The sequence below is a fragment of the Pseudomonas sp. M47T1 genome (assembly GCF_000263855.1).
GTDB lineage: Bacteria > Pseudomonadota > Gammaproteobacteria > Pseudomonadales > Pseudomonadaceae > Aquipseudomonas.
Genome location: NZ_AJWX01000023.1, coordinates 1 through 19961, shown reverse-complemented (window position 1 = coordinate 19961; position 19961 = coordinate 1). Strand labels below are relative to the sequence as shown.

Genomic DNA, 19961 nt, shown 5'->3' with positions numbered 1-19961 from the left:
CGCTTTCATTGCGCAGAATAAGCGCCAATTCGCTGTGCGCCGGCGCCCAGGCTGCCCTGCTCGAACAGTGGCGCCAGCACCGGTTGCAGGATGGGCCCGGAGCCGTCGCTGTAGTGATTGTCATCCATGTACAGCGATTCGCCATTGGCTTCCATCCGACAACGGCCGCCATCGGCGCAGAATACCGGTGTAGGGTCGAGAATTCGTACCTGGGGGTCGGCGTCGGCCATCTGCCTGAATATCCGCTTGATAGTCGCCTGGCGAGCCAAGTGCTCGGCCAACGGCCGCCCTTCGCCTGCAACCGAACGGCCAAGCATTGCCAAACGACTGAGCTGGTGCGGCGCGGGGTGCTTTTGCAGCGGCGCCTCCATGACCAGCCACACCCGACGGTGCTCGGCCCGCAAGCGCGCAACCAGCGCCTGCAGGTGGCTCTGCAACTGCTGTTCGGCATACTCACGGTCTGGGGCACGATGGCCTGGCGCACGGATCACCAGTGTGTTGTCACCGCGCTCGTCGCCATACAGGTAGAGGCTCCAGCGCGCGGCAATCACCACGTCCGTGACCTCGGCACGGCTGGCATGCTCCAGGGTCTGGCGGTTGAATTGTCGGCAAGCCGACTTCGACTCCAGCCCAGGCACCGGAATGCAACCGGAACGCGACGCCAGGGCGGCCGCCTGCGCATGTTGCTCGGCCGCCATTTTCAACGCCGGCTCAAGGCCAGCCGCGTGGCTGTCGCCCCACACCAGAATGGAAGGAGCGCCCACCACCGGCGGCCCGAAATTGCACACTGGGCGAAGGGTTTTGTTCTCGGACATGCACTGCATCTGCCCGGCATCCCATTGCGCCGCCTGGGCGTAGCGCAGGGCCTGGGCCGACAGGCGCACCGGCAGGCCGTCGGCTTCCACCAGGCCCTTGCCCATGAACCCCAGCATCAATAGCGCACCCAGTGCATACGCCAGCACCTTGTGCGCGTTGTGACCGGTGGACGATTGCCGAAACGGCTGCTCTACCCAGCGCCAGGATGCATACGCCAGCAACAGGCTCAACACCAGCAGCCCGGCAACTTGCCCGCTCCCCAACCCATCTGGCGACGCGTAGCGGGCAAACACGTGCAACGGCCAGTGCCACAGGTACCAGGAATAGGACACCAGGCCAATGCCCACCAGCGGCTTGCTGGCCAGCACCCGACCAACCAGCGTGGGGGAGTTGCCATTGGCCCAGATGATGCCCACGGTGCCCAGCACCGGCAATAATGCGGCAAGGCCCGGGAATGGCGTGGCCTGGTCATAGGCAAAGGTGGCCAGCGTCAGCATTGCCACCCCCAGCGCACTCACCGCCTGGCACAGCCAGGGCGCCACTGGCCGCCTGGCGGCCGGCAGCACCGCCAGCAGGCCGCCCGCCAGCAACTCCCAGGCGCGCATGTGCAGAAGGAAAAATGCCAACGATGGATGACGCTCCACTGCCCGCACGCTCAGCACCAAGGAAACAACGGCCAGGCCCAGCAGCCACCAGCGCCAATGCCGCGAATAGCGGATCAATAGCCCCAGCAGCAAGGGAAATACAATGTAGAACTGCTCCTCCACCGACAGCGACCAAGTGTGCAGCAGCGGTTTGAGATCCGACGCCGTATCGAAATAGCCGTCCTGGCTGCGGAACAGAATGTTGGAGGCAAACATCGCCTGGTACAGCACCGAGCGGCCCAGCTGCACATATTCAGTGGGTGTCAGCAGCCACCAGCCGGCAACAAGACAAAAAGCCATGACCGCGAACAGGGCTGGAAGAATCCGCCGGGCCCGTCGGGTCCAGAATTCAATGAAACTGAACTGGCCCGCTTCGCGCTGGCGCCAGATGATCGAGGTAATCAAAAACCCCGAGATGACAAAAAACACGTCGACGCCCACGAAGCCGCCAGTGAAGCCTGTGATGCCGAAATGAAACAGCACCACCACACTGACAGCCAGCGCTCGCAGCCCGTCGATGTCTCGACGATAGGCAAGTCCAGCCATGACAATCCCTTGCTTTATTCTTGTTCAATTATCGATACGTCGCCCGGCCAATTTGGCGGGCCCCGCATCATAGAAGGATTGTCATCGTAACAGTTCCGAAAAGACTGCAAAAAAAATGGTTCTTAACGGATTTACGGGAATACCTTGCGATATTCCGTTGCCACTGCTGTTGCTGTTAGCGTTTGATCGTGCTGTTGACGTTGGCCCCGTTAAGCGCCAGGGCCGAGGGGAGGCCGGCCTGATGCTGGCAATGGGTGGGGCCCATAAAAAATGGCGCCCCGAAGGGCGCCATTTTTTATTGCAGACCGCAACGCTTGCTTACTTGCGCTTCATCGACAAGAAGAACTCGTCGTTGGTCTTGGTCTGCTTGAGCTTGTCGATCAGGAACTCGATGGCAGCCACTTCATCCATCGGGTGCAGCAGCTTGCGCAGGATCCACATGCGCTGCAGCTCGTCGTCGGCGGTCAGCAGCTCTTCGCGACGGGTACCCGAGCGGTTGATGTTGATGGCCGGGAAGACGCGCTTCTCGGCGATCTTGCGGTCCAGGGGCAGTTCCATGTTGCCGGTACCCTTGAACTCTTCGTAGATCACTTCGTCCATCTTCGAGCCGGTTTCAACCAGCGCGGTGGCGATGATGGTCAGCGAACCGCCTTCCTCGATGTTACGCGCGGCACCGAAGAAACGCTTTGGCTTCTCCAGGGCGTGTGCGTCGACACCACCGGTCAGTACCTTGCCGGAGCTTGGGATCACGGTGTTGTAGGCACGCGCCAGACGGGTGATGGAGTCCAGCAGGATCACCACGTCCTTCTTGTGCTCGACCAGGCGCTTGGCCTTCTCGATCACCATTTCGGCAACCTGCACGTGGCGGGTTGGCGGCTCGTCGAACGTGGAGGCAACCACTTCGCCGCGCACGGTGCGCTGCATTTCGGTTACTTCTTCCGGACGTTCGTCGATCAGCAGCACGATCAGGTGAACTTCAGGGTTGTTGCGCGTGATGTTCGACGCGATGTTCTGCAGCATGATGGTCTTGCCCGCCTTCGGCGGAGCAACGATCAGGCCACGCTGGCCTTTGCCGATCGGGGCGCACAGGTCGATGACACGACCGGTGAGGTCTTCGGTGGAACCGTTGCCGGCTTCCATCTTCATGCGCACCGTCGGGAACAGCGGCGTCAGGTTTTCGAACAGAATCTTGTTCTTGGCGTTTTCCGGGCGGTCGAAGTTGATGGTGTCAACTTTCAACAGGGCGAAATAACGCTCGCCTTCCTTTGGAGGGCGGATCTTGCCGACGATGGTGTCGCCGGTGCGCAGGTTGAAGCGACGGATCTGGCTTGGGGAGACGTAGATGTCATCCGGGCCCGCGAGGTACGAAGCGTCAGCCGAACGCAGGAAGCCGAAGCCGTCCTGGAGAATCTCCAGCACGCCATCACCGGAGATTTCCTCGCCGCTTTTGGCATGTTTCTTCAACAGGGAGAAAATCACATCCTGCTTGCGCGAACGGGCCATATTTTCTATGCCCATCTGTTCGGCCATTTCGAGCAGATCGGTAATCGGCTTTTGCTTGAGTTCAGTCAGATTCATAAGGGAATGACGTAATCATGTATGGAGGGAGAAATTAAGCTTTGGGCTTAATGAGGCCGCGCCGCAGAGAAGGCGACAGGATCGCGTACTAATTCGAGTAGGAGTGCGTCGGCGACGGCTTGCAGGGGGCACTAGAGATACTAGTGCGAGGCCGAATGTAACACCTGAATTTCCGGGCGTCTAGTCGTTCGCCCAAGAAAAAGCCCCGCAAGGTGCGGGGCTATTACCACTGGATATTTCAGCGCTATTACAGGCTGGCATCCAGGAAAGCGGCCAATTGCGACTTGGACAGGGCGCCGACCTTGGTCGCTGCCACTTCACCGTCCTTGAACAGCATCAGCGTAGGAATACCACGCACGCCGTGCTTGGCAGGGGTTTCCTGGTTGTCGTCAATGTTCAGCTTGGCGATGGTCACTTTACCGTCGTAGGTGGTGGCAATCTCGTCCAGCACCGGGGCGATCATCTTGCATGGGCCGCACCATTCAGCCCAGTAATCAACGAGGACAGGGCCCTTGGCCTTGAGTACTTGCTCCTCAAAGGTTGCATCAGTGACGTGTACGATTTTGTCGCTGCTCATAAGGGGCTCCGCAGTCGGATGTAAAAAAACGTTGCCCATCATAACGGCACAGGCGTTCCACAGGAAGCCACTGATGATTGAGTCTAGCTATGGCTGTTCAAGATTTGACCAATAAGGCCGTTACGGTGCTACAAACGCGATGCCTGTACGCAAGGCTGCGCCACGAATATGTTCTTGCATGGCCCGTGACGCGGGGGCAGCGGCATGACGAGCCAGGGCGCGAAGGATCTTGCGGTGTTCCTGCCAGGTTTCCATGGCGCGCTCGCTGCGGATGAACGGCAACTTCTGGCTTTCCAGGAAGATATCGGCGCTGGCTACCAGGATACCGGCCATTGCCTGATTGCCGCTGGCCACCAGGATACGGCGGTGAAAATCGAAATCCAGCCGCGCCGCCGTCTCGAAATCCTCTGCGCGCAACTCCGAGCGCATCGCCTGCACGTTGTCCTGCAGGCCGTCCAACTCATCTGCGCTCAGGCGCACGGCGGCAAGGCCGGCGGCAAAGCTTTCCAGGGCATAGCGCAGCTGGAAGATGTCTTCGGGCGCAGCCTGCGCGGCGAACGGCCACACTACCCCCCCGCTCGATGACAGTGCAGCGCTGGGTGCCTGCACGAACACGCCCCTGCCCGGCTGGATACTGACCACCCCCAGGGCGCTGAGGGTCGACAATGCCTCGCGCAGCGAAGCGCGGCTGACCCCCAGTTGCTCAGCCAGATCGCGCTGGGAAGGCAGCGCGGCACCGGCCTCGTAACCGTCTCGGCTGATCATCTGACGGATGCCCTGGATGGCCACGTCAGGTACCGCTCGACTCATTGAGTTCATCATCGTCACAGGCATTCGGACCGCTGGAAAGTGACCTTTTAACGCCATTTTCCCGGCCTGGCAAATCACGCTCGATAACGGTTCATGCCCGTATTTATTGCGCGAAAGCGGTGCAACTGTTCAGACCAGTATGACCGCCTGGCACCTGTGTAGCCGCTGCCGCCAGGCGGCGCTGGCCCCTCTGTACGCTGGGATGTTCAGTGTGGCCGAGAGCCGACGCAACCTCGCGGCAGCGGCTACACAATTCTGGCATGGGCTGTGCACTGCGGTTTGCCACTCACTTTCGGAGACCGTGCCATGATCCAGCGCTGTACCGCCCTGCTCACCGCTCTGTTCGCCAGCCTGATGCTTTGCCAGGCCCCTGCCCACGCTGACGGCCTGGACGATGTAGTCAAGCGCGGCACCCTGAAAGTGGCCGTGCCCCAGGACTTCCCGCCCTTCGGCTCGATTGGCCCGGACATGAAGCCCCGCGGCCTGGACATTGATACCGCGCAGTTGATCGCCGACCGCCTGAAAGTCAAGCTTGAGCTGACGCCGGTCAACAGCACCAACCGCATCCCGTACCTCACCACCGGCAAGGTCGACCTGGTGATTTCCAGCCTGGGCAAAAACCCGGACCGTGAGAAGGTCATCGACTTCTCCAGCGCCTACGCCCCCTTCTACCTCGCGGTATTCGGGCCGCCCGACGCGCCCGTGGCCAGCCTCGACGACCTGAAGGGCAAGACCATCAGCGTGACCCGCGGCGCCATCGAAGACATCGAGCTGACCAAGGTGGCGCCCGAGGGCGTGACCATCAAGCGCTTCGAAGACAACAACTCCACCATCGCCGCCTACCTGGCCGGCCAGGTGGACTTGATTGCCAGCGGCAACGTGGTAATGGTGGCCATCAGCGAGCGCAACCCCAAACGCATTCCGGCGCTGAAGGTCAAGCTCAAGGACTCCCCAGTGTACGTGGGCCTGAACAAGAACGAGCCGCAACTGCTGGCCAAGGTCAACGAGATCATCGCCGCGGCCAAGCAGGACGGCAGCCTGGAAAAGAACTCGCAGACCTGGCTCAAGCAGCCGCTGCCCGCTGACCTTTAAGGCGCCAGAACCGATATGGCCTACCACTTCGACTTTGCCCCGGTACTTGCCAACACCGACCTGCTGCTCAAGGGCGCGCTTTTCACACTTGAGCTGACGGTGATTGGCGCCGTGCTGGGGGTCAGCCTGGGAATTCTCGGCGGGGTGGTCCGTGCCTGGAAAATCCAGCCGCTGGCGGGGATATTCGGCGTCTACGTCGAGCTGATCCGCAATACGCCATTCCTTGTGCAATTGTTCTTCATTTTCTTCGGTTTGCCGTCATTGGGCGTGCAGATCAGCGAGTGGCAGGCCGCGGTGCTGGCCATGGTGGTCAACCTGGGCGCCTACAGCACGGAGATCATTCGCGCGGGCATCCAGGCCATTGCGCGTGGCCAGCTGGAAGCCGCAGCAGCGCTGGCCATGAGCCGTGGCGAGGCGTTCCGTCACGTTGTGCTGGTACCGGCACTGGGCAAGGTGTGGCCAGCCCTGAGCAGCCAGATCATCATCGTGATGCTGGGCTCGGCGGTGTGTTCGCAAATCGCCACCCAGGAATTGAGCTTCTACGCCAACTTCATTCAATCGCGCAATTTCCGCGCGTTCGAAACCTACGTGCTCACCACCCTTATCTACCTGGCCATGGCCATGGCGATCCGCGCCCTGCTCAACTGGCTGGGCCGGCGCTACCTGGCGAGGAGCCGCTGATGATGGACTTCACCTTCTGGGACATCCTGCGCAACCTGCTGATCGGCCTGCAATGGACCCTGGCCCTGAGCCTGGTGGCCTTTGTGGGCGGTGGCGTGATTGGCTTGCTGGTGATGACCCTGCGCATTTCCGACAAGGCTGTACCCCGTGGTTTCGCCCGTGGCTATATAGAGCTGTTCCAGGGTACGCCGCTGTTGATGCAGTTGTTTCTGGTGTTCTTTGGCGTGGCGCTGCTGGGCATCGACATTTCACCCTGGGTGGCCGCTGCGCTGGCCCTGACCCTGTTTACCAGCGCCTACCTGGCCGAGATCTGGCGCGGCTGCGTCGAATCCATCGCCCACGGCCAGTGGGAAGCCTCGGCCAGCCTGGCCTTGAGCCGTTACGAGCAATTGCGCCACGTGATTGTGCCCCAGGCCCTGCGCATCGCCGTGGCGCCCACCGTGGGTTTCTCGGTACAAGTGGTGAAAGGCACCGCAGTGACCTCGATCATCGGCTTTACCGAACTGACCAAGACCGGCGGCATGCTTGCCAACGCCACGTTTGAACCCTTCACGGTGTACGGCCTGGTTGCCCTGGGCTACTTCATTCTGTGCTACCCGCTGTCGCTCAGCGCCCGCTACCTGGAAAGGAGACTGCATGCCTCTGCTTAGAATTTCCGCCCTGCATAAATATTACGGCGACCATCACGTGCTCAAGGGCATAGACCTGAGCGTGGAAGAAGGCCAGGTGGTGGCTATCATTGGCCGCAGCGGTTCGGGCAAGAGCACCCTGCTGCGTACCCTCAATGGCCTGGAGTCGATCAACGACGGGGTCATCGAGGTGGACGGCGAATACCTGGATGCCGCGCGCGCCGACTTGCGCAGCCTGCGCCAGAAAGTCGGCATGGTGTTCCAGCAGTTCAACCTGTTCCCCCACTTGACCGTGGGCGAGAACGTCATGCTGGCCCCGCAAGTGGTGCAAAAGGTAGCCAAGGCAAAGGCTGCCGCCCTGGCGCGGCAGATGCTGGAACGCGTTGGCCTGGGCGACAAGTTCGACGCCTACCCCGACCGCCTGTCCGGCGGCCAGCAGCAGCGCGTGGCCATCGCTCGCGCCCTGGCGATGTCGCCCAAGGTGCTGCTGTGCGATGAAATCACCTCGGCGCTGGACCCCGAACTGGTCAATGAGGTACTGAGCGTGGTGCGCAAGCTGGCCCAGGACGGCATGACACTGATCATGGTGACCCACGAAATGCGCTTCGCCCGCGAGGTGGGCGACAAGCTGGTGTTCATGCATGAGGGCAAGGTGCACGAGGTGGGTCACCCGAAACAGTTGTTTGCCGAGCCGCAGACGCCGGAGCTGGCCAACTTCATTGGCATGCAGCAAGGCTGAGCTGCAGCCACCATCCTGCGTGGGAGCAGGCTATATGCGTTGGCGGCACCGTTGGTTCGTGGCACGATGGCAGGGTTAACGACCGGGATTTTCAGACCATGCCGCAAGCCACCGCCAAGAACCTTTCCCTGATCGCAGCCATCGATCTGGGCTCGAACAGCTTTCACATGGTAGTGGCCAAGGCCCACCATAATGAAATCCGCATTCTCGAGCGCCTGGGGGAAAAGGTTCAGCTGGCCGCCGGTATCGACGAGCAGCGCAACCTGGACGAAGAGTCCATGCAGCGCGGCCTCGACTGCCTCAAGCGTTTTTCCCAGCTGATCAACGGCCTGCCCCTGGGCGCCGTGCGCATCGTGGGCACCAATGCCCTGCGCGAGGCGCGCAACCGTGGCGAATTCATCCGTCGTGCCGAGGAAATCCTGGGCCACCCGGTGGAAGTCATTTCCGGCCGCGAAGAAGCCCGTCTCATTTACCTGGGCGTGTCCCACACCCTGGCGGACACCCCCGGCAAGCGCCTGGTGGCCGACATAGGCGGCGGCAGTACCGAATTCATCATTGGCCAGCGCTTCGAGCCACTGCTGCGCGAAAGCCTGCAAATGGGCTGCGTCAGCTTCACCCAGCGCTACTTCAAGGACGGCAAGATCACCCCGGCCCGCTACGCCCAGGCCTACACGGCGGCGCGCCTGGAAATCATGAGCATCGAGAATGCCCTGCACCGCCTGAGCTGGGATGAAGCCATTGGCTCCTCCGGCACCATCCGCGCCATCGGCCTGGCCCTGAAGGCCGGCGGCCATGGTACCGGCGAGGTCAATGCCGAGGGCCTGAACTGGCTCAAGCGCAAGCTGTTCAAGCTGGGCGACGTGGACAAGATCGACTTCGACGGCATCAAGCCCGACCGCCGCTCGATCTTCCCGGCCGGCCTGGCCATTCTCGAAGCCATCTTCGACGCCCTTGAACTGCAGCGCATGGACCACTGCGAAGGCGCCCTGCGTGAAGGCGTGCTGTATGACCTGCTGGGCCGCCACCACCATGAAGACGTGCGTGAGCGCACCCTCAGCTCGCTGATGGAACGCTACCACGTGGACCTGGATCAGGCCGCGCGCGTCGAGCGCAAGGCGCTGCATGCCTTTGACCAGGTGGCGGCGGACTGGGGTCTGGAAGATGGCGTGTGGCGCGAACTGCTGAGCTGGGCGGCCAAAGTCCACGAAGTGGGCCTGGACATCGCTCACTACCATTACCACAAGCACGGCGCGTATCTGATCGAGCACTCGGACCTGGCCGGCTTCTCCCGCGAAGACCAGCAAATGCTGGCGCTGCTGGTGCGCGGCCACCGCCGCAACATTCCCAAGGACAAGTTTGCCGATTTCGGCGATGACGGCATCAAGCTGATTCGCCTGTGCGTGCTGCTGCGCTTCGCCATCCTGTTCCACCACATCCGTGGTACCCAGGAAATGCCGACCGTGAAGCTGTACGCAGGGCGCGACAGCCTGGAAGTGGAGTTCCCGGCCAACTGGCTGGACGAGAACCAGCTGACCCAGGCCGACTTCGCGCTGGAAGCGGAGTGGCTGACCCGGGTCGGGGTGATTCTTACCGTACGGTAAGGATCGGGATGCTCAGGCGCTCAAGCAGGGTGTCCTGGGCACTGCGCGGGTTCTGGTTGCCGGTTGGCGAGCTGCGCACGTAGCGGCCATCGGGCTGCAGAATCCACGAATGAGTGTTGTCGGTCAGGTAGCTTTCCAGCTCCTTCTTCACCCGCAGAATCAGCTTTTTGCCCTCTACCGGGAAGCAAGTCTCGACGCGCTTGTCCAGGTTGCGCTCCATCCAGTCGGCACTGGACAGGAACATCTGCTCCTCGCCGCCATTGGCGAAATAGAACACACGGGTGTGCTCCAGGAAGCGGCCAATGATGGAACGCACCTGAATGTTATGCGACACCCCGGCAATGCCCGGGCGCAAGCAGCACATGCCACGCACCACCAGGTCGATGCGCACGCCCGATTGGCTGGCCTTGTACAAGGCGCGGATGATCTTGGGATCGGTCAGCGAGTTGAACTTGGCAATGATGTGCGCCGGTTTGCCGTCCAGGGCGAACTGGGTTTCGCGGGCAATCATGTCGAGCATGCCCTTTTTCAGCGTGAACGGCGCGTGCAGCAGCTTCTTCATGCGCAAGGTCTTGCCCATGCCGATCAGCTGGCTGAACAACTTGCCCACGTCTTCGCACAAAGCGTCGTCGGAGGTCAGCAGGCTGTAGTCGGTGTACAACCGCGCGTTGCCGGCGTGGTAGTTGCCAGTGCCCAAGTGGGCGTAGCGCACGATCTCGCCGGCTTCGCGGCGCAGAATCAGCATCATCTTGGCGTGGGTCTTGAAGCCCACCACGCCGTAGATCACCACGGCGCCCGCTGCTTGCAGGCGGCTGGCCATCTGCAGGTTGGACTCTTCGTCGAAACGGGCGCGCAACTCAATGACCGCGGTCACTTCCTTGCCGTTTCGAGCAGCGTCCACCAGCGCATCGACGATTTCCGAGTTGGCGCCGCTGCGATACAGAGTCTGGCGTACAGCCAGCACGTGCGGGTCTTTTGCCGCCTGACGAAGCAGGTCCACCACCGGGGTGAACGACTCGAACGGGTGCAGCAGCAGAATGTCCTGCTTGCTGATCACGCTGAAAATGTTCTCGCTGTTCTGCAACAGCTTGGGAATCGCTGGCGTGAATGGCTTGTATTGCAGCTCGGGGTGGCTGTCCAGGCCGGTAATGCTGAACAGGCGCGTGAGGTTGACCGGGCCGTTGACCTGGTACAACTCCGATTCGGCCAGGCTGAACTGCTTGAGCAGGTAGTCGGACAGGTGCTTGGGGCAGGTATCGGCCACTTCCAGGCGCACGGCGTCGCCATAGCGCCGCGAAAACAGTTCGCCGCGCAGGGCGCGGGCCAGGTCTTCGACGTCCTCGGTGTCCACTGCCAGGTCTGCGTTACGGGTCAGGCGGAACTGGTAGCAGCCCTTGACCTTCATGCCCTGGAACAGGTCATCGGCGTGAGCGTGGATCATCGACGACAGGAACACAAAGTTGTCGCCTGCGCCCGACACTTCTTCCGGCACGCGGATAACCCGTGGCAGCAAGCGCGGCGCAGGGATGATGGCCAAGCCGGAGTCGCGACCGAAGGCATCGATGCCTTCCAGCTCGACGATGAAGTTCAGGCTCTTGTTCACCAGCAACGGGAACGGGTGCGTGGGGTCCAGGCCGATGGGGGTGATGATCGGCGCGATCTCGTCACGGAAATAGCGACGCACCCAGGTCTTGAGCTTGACGGTCCAGTTGCGGCGACGAATGAAGCGTACCTGGTGCTTTTCCAACTCCGGCAGCAGGATGTCATTGAGAATGGCGTACTGGCGGTCGACGTGGCCGTGCACCAGTTCGCTGATGCGCGCCAACGCCTGATGCGGTTGCAGGCCGTCGGCGCCAGCCTGTTCACGGGCGAAGGTGATCTGCTTCTTGAGGCCCGCCACGCGGATTTCGAAGAATTCGTCCAGGTTGCTGGAGAAAATCAGCAGGAACTTCAAACGCTCCAGCAGCGGGTAGGACTCGTCCAGAGCCTGCTCCAGCACGCGGATGTTGAACTGCAACTGGGACAACTCGCGATGGATGTACAGGCTGCTGTCATCCAGGCCGGGCACGGCAGCGGGTACCGGCGGGCTGGACGCAGTGGCTTCGGAAACGGGCTCTTCTATAGGTTCCATCGCCGGCGGCGTTTCGATGATCTGCTCAAGCACTGGCTGTGCTTCTTTCACGGCAGTTTCGTGAAGTCCTTCGTTATTCATCTAGCGTTCCTGAAGGGCTCAATTGCCCTCTCATTCAGTTGAGCGGCACGGTTTGCAAATCAGGTGAGTATGGTTCTGGCACGATCATATCGTCGACAGTGGTTACACATGCACTGACGAGGCGGGACGCCAACTCATCACACTGACGGTGGCTGGAGGGCAGGCGCAGGGCGCGGGCACGGCTCACGGCAAACTCCTGGGCCCACGCGTGCGGGCCGGCGCGACAGTTATAAGCGGGCATTATGACGTTTGCATGACAGTCTTGCGTCAAGCCCCTGCAGACAGCTTTCCCCATTGTCATTCTGCGGACTGTTCACGTCGAGACACATTTCGACACTTTCACGAATGGCCGCGACGCGTTAGGCTGCGCGTTCATTTCGCCAGCATCCAGACAATGCTCCAACAATTTCTGCAGGATTTCGGCTACCTGGCCCTCTTTCTTGGTACGTTTTTCGAAGGCGAGACGATTTTGGTCCTGGCCGGGTTTCTTGCGTTCCGCGGATACATGGATATCAACCTGGTGGTAGTAGTAGCCTTCCTCGGCAGCTACGCCGGTGACCAGCTCTGGTACTTCCTGGGGCGCAAGCACGGCCGCAAGTTGCTGGCCCGCAAGCCGCGCTGGCAACTGATGGGCGATCGAGCGCTGGAGCACATTCGCAAACGCCCCGATATCTGGGTGCTGAGCTTCCGCTTCGTGTATGGCCTGCGTACCGTGATGCCGGTAGCCATCGGCCTGTCCGGCTACCCGCCGCGTCGCTACCTGCTGCTCAATGGCATCGGCGCGGCCGTGTGGGCCACGGTGCTGGCGCTGGCCGCCTACCACTTTGGCGCCATCCTCGAAGGCATGCTGGGCAACATCAAGAAATACGAGCTCTGGGTCCTGGGCGGCCTGCTGGTTCTGGGTGGCCTGCTGTGGCTGCGCAGGCGCATCAAGGCCGCGCGCGTGGCGCGCAAGATCGCCGACGGCGACGCCGAGTGATCAACGGGCCGCAGCGCCCAACCTGATGCCTGCCCCGCGCAGCCACCACAGCCCGATCCCGCTGGCCACGCTGTAGGCCAGCAGCACGGGCCAGGCCCACGAATTCGCCGCCCACAGCCCCCAGGGCACTGCCAACGCCACCAGCGGCACATTCGCGGCCAGGCGTAGCACTTCCAGCTTAAGCGCCCACGTCCGGTCCTCCAGGGCCGCCCCCAGGGCAAACAACCCCAGTCCCATCCAGGCGCACCCCAGCAATAGCCCGGCAAGCGGCAGGCTCGCGCCGAACGCCAACAGATAGCTGCCCAACGCTACGTACACAGCAAACTGTACGCTCACATAAACCTGCTGGCGCAAGCCCAGCGGCACCTCGAAGCGCTGGAACTGGCTGAGGTCGGGCTTACCCAGCGGGTACCGCAGCGCCACATCCGCTGGCCGCCAGCCCGTGGGCATGAACCAGATGCGCAGCTTGTCGCGCCAAAGCCGGGAGCGCCGAGCATCGCTCCACAGCTGAGCGTAGAACTGCACGTTGGCCCATAGCGGATTCCAGCTGCGCAAAGGCGTGGTCACGCCGAAGATCACCGGTTCGCGCTCGTCCTCTTCCTGGAACGTACCGAACAGGCGGTCCCACACAATGAACACACCGCCATAATTGCGATCCATGTAGAGAGGGTTTTGCGCGTGATGCACTCGATGATTGGAGGGGGTGATGAATATCCACTCCAGCCAGCCAAGCTTTGGCACATGACGCGTATGCACCCAGAATTGGTACAGCAGGTTAAGCGCCGCTACGCTGACAAACACCAGCGGCGGCACGCCCAGCACTGCCAGCGGCAGGTAGAACAGCCAGGCGAAAATGAACCCGGTGCTGGTCTGGCGCAACGCGGTGGACAGGTTGTAGTCCTCACTCTGGTGGTGCACCGAATGAGCCGCCCAGAGTATGTTGCGTTCATGGCCAAGGCGGTGCAGCCAGTAGTAACAGAAGTCGTAGGCAACAAACGCCAGCACCCATACCCAGGGTTGCCCCGCAGGCAGTTCCAGCAGCGCCAGGTGCTGCCAGGCGAAGGTATAGCTGAGCACGCCCACGCCTTTGGTCAATAACCCGCTGGTGGTGGACAGCACGCCGGTACTGAGGCTGTTCACGGCATCGGCCAGCCGATAGCTGCGCATGCCGCGCCAGCGGTCGGCAAGCAATTCGACAGCGATCAACACGAAGAAAAACGGCACGGCGTAGAGGATCAGGTCCATGGTGTGGCTACCGCGAAAAGGTCATTCAAGCGTAGGCCCGCACCCGGCAAAACCCTACGGCGGCCAGTGACAATTGAAGGGACATTAACGCCACGATCCGGGAGAAATGAGCATGAGTAAAAAAGTTGCGGTAGTCCTTTCCGGCTGCGGCGTGTACGACGGCGCGGAGATCCAAGAAAGCGTGATTACCCTGTTGCGCCTCAACCAGCGCGGCGCCCAGGTGCAGTGCTTCGCACCCGATATCCAGCAGATGCACGTGATCAACCACCTCACCGGCGAAGAAATGCCCGAGACGCGTAATGTGCTGGTGGAGTCGGCGCGCATTGCCCGTGGCGAGGTGAAGGATTTGGCCGACGCCGACGTCGACGAGTTCGATGCCTTGATCGTGCCGGGCGGCTTTGGCGCTGCCAAGAACCTGTCCAACTTCGCCACTCAGGGCGCTGGTTGCACGCTGAACCCGCAATTGCTGGCGCTGGCCGAAGCCTTCGCCGAGGCCGGCAAACCGGTGGGGCTCATCTGTATCTCCCCGGCGCTGGCGGCGAAGATCTATGGGCCTGGCGTGACGTGCACCATCGGTACCGACGAAGAAACCGCCAAGGCCATCGACAAGATGGGCGGCACCCATGAGCCTTGCCAGGTGAGCGACATTGTCGAAGACACAGCCCGCAAACTGGTCAGTACCCCGGCGTACATGAGCGCCAAATCCATTGGCGAAGCGGCCGAAGGCATCAACAAGCTGGTGGATCGGGTGTTGGAACTCGCGCAGCCGGCCCGCGATTGATAGTGCGCCACGGGAAGGTCCTATGGACCTTTTCGCAGCCTGGCGGCAGCTACGTCAAGGCGGCGTGAATCATGAGCGCGCCAGGCGCGTGAGGATGCGGTCCAGGCTGTTGGCGAAGGCCTGTTTGTCCTTGTCGCCATAGCCGGCCTGGCCGCCACCTACCTGGCCCTGCTCGCGCAGGTCGGTAAACAGGTTGCGCACCGCCAGGCGCTCGCCCATGTTCTTTTCGTCGAATTCCCTGCCGCGCGGGTCCAGGCAGGCCACGCCCTTCTTCACCAGCCGGTCGGCCAGGGGCACGTCGCTGCAAATGACCAACTCGCCGGCCACGGCGTGCTCCACCAGATAGTCATCGGCCGCGTCGGGCCCCGCGGGCACTACCACCAGTTTCACGCAGGCAAAGGCCGGCTTTATCAGCGGCACGCCAGCCACCATCAGCACCTCGAACTGGCGCTTCAGAGCAAATTTAACGACCTGGTCCTTGGCCGCCTTGGGGCAGGCGTCGGCATCAATCCAAACACGCATGCGCTACTCACTACGCAGGAAAACGGTGCCCAGTGTACGTCAAGTGCGGCGTTGGTCGGCGCACTAACCGCAGCGCCAAAGACTGGCACGAGATTAATTAGTTCACTGCCTAGTTAATTTTAGTTACAATTTCATAATGTCAATATGACACTGTCGAATTTTCGATACACATCGATTTCGTTGCGTGGCAATACCGATGGGCGCAAGGAAGCCGTTTCAATTCAATGGATGTAAGGAAGTGTTGTTCATGTTCAAGCAAACCGTGGCTGTCCTCTCCCTGGCTGCCGTATTGGCAGGTTGCCAGGCCACTGGCGAGGACTACCAGGCTGACGTATTCGATGCCAGCCAGGTCAACACCAAGCAGCCGGCCAAGACTGTTCAGATCCTGACCGTGTCCCCTACCAAGATCAAAGTCAGCAACGCCTCCAATCGTCAGGCGGCCCAAGTCGTTGGCGGCCTGCTGGGCGCAGTCGGCGGCGGCGTGCTGGGTGCCAAGCACAACAGCGATACCGCGCTAGTGGGCGCTGTAGGCGGCGGCGCGGCAGGCGCCCTGGCCGGTTCCATGGTCAGCGAAACCAGCCTGGTGCCAGGCGTGCTGCTGGGCTACTCCGAAGACGGCAAGATCTACACCTCGGCCCAGGTGGGCAAGCCTTGCCAGTTCACGCCAGGCAGCATTTCGCTGATGGTGATGATGCTCAACAACGAGACTCGCATCCAGCCTAACGCCACCTGCCCTGAACCTGCCAAAGGCTGAGACCGACCATGAATCGCACTCTCATAGCCCTGACCCTGTCGCTGCTGGTGACCCAGGTACATGCCGGGCAATTCGACCAGTTGCACCAGATCGAAGTCCAGCAGCAGCAAGTGGATGCAGCCCAGCAGGCCGCGTACCAGCGCCAGTGGGAAGAACAGCAGGCCAAGGCCCAGGCCCGTGACGACGCCAACCGTCGTGCCCGCGCCGCTGCCCAGGCGCGCGCAGCCGAACAGGCTGCCACCGAACGCAAGGCCGTGGCTCAGGAAAACACCCGCCTGCGCACCCGTGCCGAGCAACAGGAAGACGAAGATCGCGCGCTGGACATAGAAGAGCGCAAGCTCAAGCTGCAAGCGATGAAAGCCAAGGCCGACCGCGCCAACGACTACATCGACGCCGACCTGCGCAGCAGCGCTGCCCAGACCGACGTGGTGCAGTCCAAGGCCGACGCCACGCGCAATGTCAGCTCGGGCACCAAGGCGTTGCTGGAAGACACCGGCAAGGCTGATGTGAACCGTTCGAGCAAGCTGTTCGGCAACTGATACGCCAGCGCCTGGAAAGCCCACTTCGGTGGGCTTTTTTTTGGTTCTACACAGGAATACTGGCCCGCGCCTTTTCCAGATTTCCCCTGGCCTTCTCCAGCCACTCCACGCGCGGGGGCTGACCCGGCGCAGACGGCGCAGCGGGTTCGGCAGCCGCCTTGGGCACCACCGGCTCCAGCGCCTGGTACGCGGCCAGCACCTTCTGCAAATCGGCGGTGGTGGCGTTGGCTTGGCCCAAAGGCTCTGTCGGGGCCAGGGTCTTGACCAGTTCCAGTACGGCCCCGGTTTGCTGGGTAAACGCCCGCACCTTGTGCGGCAGCTCCTGCATCGGCAGTTTCAGCCCCGTCAGGCTGTCGAACGCGGTAACCACAGGCGCGCCCAGCTTGCCCCGGTACACCGGGATGCCCAGCGACGGAATCAGCAGCCCCACCAGGTAACGCGGGTCTTTGCGCTGCACGCTCAGGCCGATGCTGCCCACTGCCACCGCTACGCCGAGCACCTGGGCGGCCGTGGCGAGCAGGGACAGGGCCTTGTTGGACTCGTTGTCGAAAAAGATGCAGCGGTAGCGGAAGTAGTCGCTGAACAGTTCGCGCTCCTTGAGCGCCGCGTTCATGAACCACGCCCGGGAATCGTGCACGTACTGGTCGTACAGCTGGACGATCGGCAGCATGCCCTCGCGCACCTGGGCCTGCTCGTCGAACAGGCGATGGTAGGCGCGGTTGCCCATGCGCCGCAGCTGGCTGTACTCGGCGGCCTCATCCTGTTCGTTGGTCAGGTACACCAGGCCGCCCGCCAGCGCGTTGATGAGGGTGCCCGTGCTGAAGGCTTCGCCGCCCTCGCGCAGGCCCCACTCGGGAATGTAGTCGCGGCGGAAATCGGCCATGGCATTGTCCAGCTGGCGCTGGTCCAGCAGCGGCTCGAACGCCTTGCTGGTGTTGAGGTTGATCGGCGTCTTCAGGCCCAGGCGCTTTTCGTAGTCAGCCTTGATCTGCAGCAGATCGGCGTGCCTGGCCTGCTCGGTTTCCGAACGCGGGGCAGGTGTTTCGCCCTTGCGCAGGGCCATGTCGTCCTGCAGTTGCCGCTGGTGCAGCGCAGCGAAGGCCTTGGCTTCGTGGGGCTTCATGTCGGTGTTGTAGACCGCGTGGTAGCCCTGGGTGTTGTGCAGGAACTGGTTGGCGTAGCGGTGGATGCGCCAGCCGGTGATTTGTGCGGCCTGGTGGGCGAGGACGTCTTCGAGGGGGCCGTCGATCAGGGTGGATTGCCAGGTGTTGAAGGTGGTGATGAGGGTGTCGGAAACGTCGAATTCATCGGCCGTCTCGGGCTCCATTGCTATCCAAGGATAAAAATGGATTTGATCGGGATCCAGTACATGGCGAGGGGCCTGGAGTGGAGCGCCAATGGCATAGGCCTCGGCATACATGTAATGCAGCGCGATCTGCGAAAGTACATGCTTCCCTGCCCCCAACGATTTCCCCTGATCCCCCGGCGGGTAGCCGCCCCCGACATCGGAATGCACCCCCGGCAACACATACTCGACCGTGCCCGTGCGATAGGTCGAGGGGCAATCCGGGTCGTTAGGGTCCGCCTTGCGCCGGATGGAGTCCACGGGGAAACAGCCGCGCTGCTCGTGGGCCGAGACAAAGTGCACGCAGCGTTCCAGAAACTTCTCACTGTCGGACAGGCGCAGGGTGCCGTCCGCCCAGCCCATGTGCCCGGCGGCGAATGGCAGCACATAGGCCATGCCCACCGAGGCCACGGTATCGAACAGCCCCAAAAAGGCGATGCACACCGGGATGCCGGCCAGCAGGTAACAGGTCTCGCCCGCCACCTCCACCTGGGTCAGGTCTTCCAGCCAGCGGGCAAACGCCCGCGCTTCGGCGGCCCCACGGGAAAAGCCGTAGACGTACAGGCGCATGGCCTTGATCAACGGGATGGCTTTCTGGCGGTGCAGGGTTTCGATCTTTTCCTGCCGCGCCTGCAACGGCGCCTGCAATACCTGCTGGCGGCGTGCGTGGCCGGACGTGAGCAGCGAGGCGCCGAGGGCGTCCTGCAGTGTCGAGGTACCCATTTGCTGGACTAATGCGCTGGCCTCTTCGGGGGGCAAATATGGCTCGCCACAGGCCTGCTGCAATGCGTCCAGAAGTCGAGTCAGGCCCCAGTTGATCCGGTTCTCGCCGCCGGTGCCGTATTTGAGGCCGGCATCGGAGGGTTCGAATTCGCCGATTTCCTTGAATTCGGTGCCGACGCCGGGGATGTAGTACCGATAGAAGCCAAGCGCGCCGGCATGATATTGCTGGCCGGGTAAAGGCCCCAGGCTAGAGTGATACAGTCGAGCAACATTGGACGTGGTGGGCGGCTTGCTCTTCGCATCCGAGGGTTCGTGATTGTTGGTCCCATCGAAACACAGCGTCACATGCAGCACCTGCATGCAGGGCGCCCCACAAAAAGGCCGGTTCGCCGTCCAAGCCTCGTGCATCACTGCCAGCTCTATCTGCCGCTCGGTTCGCAACTGCTGCCGGTAGTTGAAAGCCACGTCCTTCGGGCCATGAGGCAAGAGTCCTCGGCTGTCGAATACATCTATTTTGCTGACGTAATCCGCTCCGGTCTTACCCGGGTCAGGGTTCAGGGGTTCGGACATGCTGCGGGTTCCTCCATTTTATGCGGAAATTTGAACGGGTATTTCGCCATCCCTGGCAGTTCAGCCACCGCAGACACCGCAATCTGGTTGCAAGGCAGGAAATGCACGTCGACAACGCCTAGTTGCTCGTAGGGCGCTACCTCGACCCAGACGCTGTGGTGGGTGTATTTGGCTCGGTGATCAGCCATTCGCTCATGCCAAGCCTCCGAAAACATTCGCTCTTTCCAATATCGCGACGCCCCGACATTCGGATCCTTCTCCCACTCCACCAACACCTTCAACCCCGGCTGCCACCTAACCGGCAACAGCACGCAGCAGTTCTGCTTGCCACCCCCACCGTAGGGCCCAACGTTCGGCCCTCCATTGCGGTTCACCATGAACCAGTTGATCGCCGCCCTCGTATGGTTCCACCCCTCGATCGGCGCACCCAGCTTGCTCGGCGGCTTCGGCGTGCAACCCGCCAAAAACACCACACCCAACAGCACAAGCAGCTGGATGACGCGGATAAATGCATCAGTCACGGCGCGGGGCATGTGGCAGGCTCCTGCATTTTTGAAGGGAAGTCGAAGGGATAGCCC

Annotated in this window: 18 protein-coding genes; 9 read left to right on the top strand and 9 right to left on the bottom strand. The window is 61.9% G+C overall.

Annotation, left to right across the window (positions count from 1 at the left end; genetic code table 11):
• Positions 1-5: 5 nt before the first annotated feature.
• The 4 genes from PMM47T1_RS21205 to PMM47T1_RS21190 all read right to left on the bottom strand — a co-directional run bounded on the left by PMM47T1_RS21205 (position 6) and on the right by PMM47T1_RS21190 (position 4980).
• The gene (locus PMM47T1_RS21205; protein ID WP_008372842.1) at positions 6-2006 is read right to left on the bottom strand and encodes an acyltransferase family protein; all 2001 of its coding nucleotides are present in this window, start codon (positions 2004-2006) and stop codon (positions 6-8) included.
• Positions 2007-2324: 318 nt separating this feature from the next.
• Positions 2325-3584 carry a transcription termination factor Rho gene (rho, locus tag PMM47T1_RS21200; RefSeq protein WP_008372841.1) on the bottom strand — a complete coding sequence of 420 codons (1260 nt, stop codon included), beginning with the start codon at positions 3582-3584 and terminating at the stop codon, positions 2325-2327.
• A 247-nt stretch (positions 3585-3831) separates the two neighbouring features.
• The gene (gene trxA, locus PMM47T1_RS21195) at positions 3832-4161 is read right to left on the bottom strand and encodes a thioredoxin TrxA (RefSeq protein ID WP_008372840.1); all 330 of its coding nucleotides are present in this window, start codon (positions 4159-4161) and stop codon (positions 3832-3834) included.
• Positions 4162-4281: 120 nt separating this feature from the next.
• The gene (locus PMM47T1_RS21190) at positions 4282-4980 is read right to left on the bottom strand and encodes a FadR/GntR family transcriptional regulator (RefSeq protein ID WP_043301360.1); all 699 of its coding nucleotides are present in this window, start codon (positions 4978-4980) and stop codon (positions 4282-4284) included.
• Positions 4981-5277: 297 nt separating this feature from the next.
• Here PMM47T1_RS21190 and PMM47T1_RS21185 point away from each other — a divergent pair, with 297 nt between their 5' ends.
• The 5 genes from PMM47T1_RS21185 (at position 5278) to ppx (ending at position 9713) form a co-directional block, all read left to right on the top strand.
• On the top strand, positions 5278-6063 hold the full coding sequence (locus PMM47T1_RS21185) for a transporter substrate-binding domain-containing protein (protein ID WP_008372838.1): 786 nt from the start codon (positions 5278-5280) through the stop codon (positions 6061-6063).
• A 15-nt stretch (positions 6064-6078) separates the two neighbouring features.
• Complete coding sequence (locus PMM47T1_RS21180) at positions 6079-6744, top strand: amino acid ABC transporter permease (protein ID WP_008372837.1); 666 nt, start codon at positions 6079-6081, stop codon at positions 6742-6744.
• A complete protein-coding gene (locus PMM47T1_RS21175; protein WP_008372836.1) occupies positions 6744-7394 on the top strand; it encodes an amino acid ABC transporter permease in 651 nt (216 codons plus the stop codon). Before PMM47T1_RS21180 ends, PMM47T1_RS21175 begins: the two co-directional genes overlap by 1 nt.
• Positions 7381-8112: an amino acid ABC transporter ATP-binding protein gene (locus PMM47T1_RS21170; RefSeq protein WP_008372834.1), complete on the top strand. Its 732-nt coding sequence runs from the start codon at positions 7381-7383 to the stop codon at positions 8110-8112. Before PMM47T1_RS21175 ends, PMM47T1_RS21170 begins: the two co-directional genes overlap by 14 nt.
• Before the next feature lie 98 nt (positions 8113-8210).
• Entirely contained in the window at positions 8211-9713 is a 1503-nt protein-coding gene (gene ppx, locus PMM47T1_RS21165; RefSeq protein ID WP_008372833.1) for an exopolyphosphatase, read from the top strand.
• On the opposite strand, the gene ppk1 is transcribed toward ppx, so the two are convergent.
• On the bottom strand, positions 9700-11925 hold the full coding sequence (gene ppk1, locus PMM47T1_RS21160) for a polyphosphate kinase 1 (protein ID WP_008372832.1): 2226 nt from the start codon (positions 11923-11925) through the stop codon (positions 9700-9702). The genes ppx and ppk1 overlap by 14 nt on opposite strands.
• A 394-nt stretch (positions 11926-12319) precedes the next feature.
• On the opposite strand from ppk1, the gene PMM47T1_RS21155 reads away from it, so the two are divergent.
• Positions 12320-12904: a DedA family protein gene (locus PMM47T1_RS21155; protein WP_008372831.1), complete on the top strand. Its 585-nt coding sequence runs from the start codon at positions 12320-12322 to the stop codon at positions 12902-12904.
• On the opposite strand, the gene PMM47T1_RS21150 is transcribed toward PMM47T1_RS21155, so the two are convergent.
• Positions 12905-14149, bottom strand: a complete 1245-nt coding sequence (locus PMM47T1_RS21150; RefSeq protein WP_008372830.1) for a sterol desaturase family protein — start codon at positions 14147-14149, stop codon at positions 12905-12907. It abuts the gene before it with no gap.
• A 112-nt stretch (positions 14150-14261) separates the two neighbouring features.
• Between PMM47T1_RS21150 and elbB the strand changes: the two genes are divergently transcribed.
• Positions 14262-14930 (top strand): isoprenoid biosynthesis glyoxalase ElbB, encoded by a 669-nt coding sequence (elbB, locus tag PMM47T1_RS21145; protein WP_008372829.1) that lies wholly within the window; start codon positions 14262-14264, stop codon positions 14928-14930.
• A 69-nt stretch (positions 14931-14999) separates the two neighbouring features.
• Here the strand turns inward: elbB and PMM47T1_RS21140 are convergent, their stop codons facing one another.
• On the bottom strand, positions 15000-15452 hold the full coding sequence (locus PMM47T1_RS21140) for a YaiI/YqxD family protein (RefSeq protein ID WP_008372828.1): 453 nt from the start codon (positions 15450-15452) through the stop codon (positions 15000-15002).
• A 247-nt stretch (positions 15453-15699) separates the two neighbouring features.
• Between PMM47T1_RS21140 and PMM47T1_RS21135 the strand changes: the two genes are divergently transcribed.
• Complete coding sequence (locus tag PMM47T1_RS21135) at positions 15700-16206, top strand: membrane protein (protein WP_008372827.1); 507 nt, start codon at positions 15700-15702, stop codon at positions 16204-16206.
• A gap of 8 nt (positions 16207-16214) precedes the next feature.
• Complete coding sequence (locus PMM47T1_RS21130) at positions 16215-16745, top strand: DUF5384 family protein (protein ID WP_008372826.1); 531 nt, start codon at positions 16215-16217, stop codon at positions 16743-16745.
• 46 nt (positions 16746-16791) lie between these two features.
• On the opposite strand, the gene PMM47T1_RS21125 is transcribed toward PMM47T1_RS21130, so the two are convergent.
• Positions 16792-19383 carry a T6SS phospholipase effector Tle1-like catalytic domain-containing protein gene (locus PMM47T1_RS21125; RefSeq protein WP_043301351.1) on the bottom strand — a complete coding sequence of 864 codons (2592 nt, stop codon included), beginning with the start codon at positions 19381-19383 and terminating at the stop codon, positions 16792-16794.
• Positions 19368-19916, bottom strand: coding sequence for a DUF3304 domain-containing protein (locus tag PMM47T1_RS21120; RefSeq protein ID WP_008372824.1), 549 nt, complete (start codon positions 19914-19916; stop codon positions 19368-19370). Before PMM47T1_RS21120 ends, PMM47T1_RS21125 begins: the two co-directional genes overlap by 16 nt.
• Positions 19917-19961 lie beyond the last annotated feature (45 nt).

Excerpts from the sequence above, each read along its gene's own strand:
- PMM47T1_RS21130 (WP_008372826.1), top strand. The coding sequence starts at position 16,215 with ATGAATCGCACTCTCATAGCCCTGACCCTGTCGCTGCTGGTGACCCAG.
- PMM47T1_RS21140 (WP_008372828.1), bottom strand. The coding sequence starts at position 15,452 with ATGCGTGTTTGGATTGATGCCGACGCCTGCCCCAAGGCGGCCAAGGAC.
- PMM47T1_RS21135 (WP_008372827.1), top strand. The coding sequence starts at position 15,700 with ATGTTCAAGCAAACCGTGGCTGTCCTCTCCCTGGCTGCCGTATTGGCA.
- PMM47T1_RS21150 (WP_008372830.1), bottom strand. The coding sequence starts at position 14,149 with ATGGACCTGATCCTCTACGCCGTGCCGTTTTTCTTCGTGTTGATCGCT.
- PMM47T1_RS21125 (WP_043301351.1), bottom strand. The coding sequence starts at position 19,383 with ATGTCCGAACCCCTGAACCCTGACCCGGGTAAGACCGGAGCGGATTAC.
- trxA (WP_008372840.1), bottom strand. The coding sequence starts at position 4,161 with ATGAGCAGCGACAAAATCGTACACGTCACTGATGCAACCTTTGAGGAG.
- PMM47T1_RS21185 (WP_008372838.1), top strand. The coding sequence starts at position 5,278 with ATGATCCAGCGCTGTACCGCCCTGCTCACCGCTCTGTTCGCCAGCCTG.
- PMM47T1_RS21205 (WP_008372842.1), bottom strand. The coding sequence starts at position 2,006 with ATGGCTGGACTTGCCTATCGTCGAGACATCGACGGGCTGCGAGCGCTG.
- PMM47T1_RS21155 (WP_008372831.1), top strand. The coding sequence starts at position 12,320 with ATGCTCCAACAATTTCTGCAGGATTTCGGCTACCTGGCCCTCTTTCTT.
- PMM47T1_RS21175 (WP_008372836.1), top strand. The coding sequence starts at position 6,744 with ATGATGGACTTCACCTTCTGGGACATCCTGCGCAACCTGCTGATCGGC.
- PMM47T1_RS21190 (WP_043301360.1), bottom strand. The coding sequence starts at position 4,980 with ATGAACTCAATGAGTCGAGCGGTACCTGACGTGGCCATCCAGGGCATC.
- ppk1 (WP_008372832.1), bottom strand. The coding sequence starts at position 11,925 with ATGAATAACGAAGGACTTCACGAAACTGCCGTGAAAGAAGCACAGCCA.
- PMM47T1_RS21120 (WP_008372824.1), bottom strand. The coding sequence starts at position 19,916 with ATGCCCCGCGCCGTGACTGATGCATTTATCCGCGTCATCCAGCTGCTT.
- PMM47T1_RS21170 (WP_008372834.1), top strand. The coding sequence starts at position 7,381 with ATGCCTCTGCTTAGAATTTCCGCCCTGCATAAATATTACGGCGACCAT.
- ppx (WP_008372833.1), top strand. The coding sequence starts at position 8,211 with ATGCCGCAAGCCACCGCCAAGAACCTTTCCCTGATCGCAGCCATCGAT.
- PMM47T1_RS21180 (WP_008372837.1), top strand. The coding sequence starts at position 6,079 with ATGGCCTACCACTTCGACTTTGCCCCGGTACTTGCCAACACCGACCTG.
- rho (WP_008372841.1), bottom strand. The coding sequence starts at position 3,584 with ATGAATCTGACTGAACTCAAGCAAAAGCCGATTACCGATCTGCTCGAA.
- elbB (WP_008372829.1), top strand. The coding sequence starts at position 14,262 with ATGAGTAAAAAAGTTGCGGTAGTCCTTTCCGGCTGCGGCGTGTACGAC.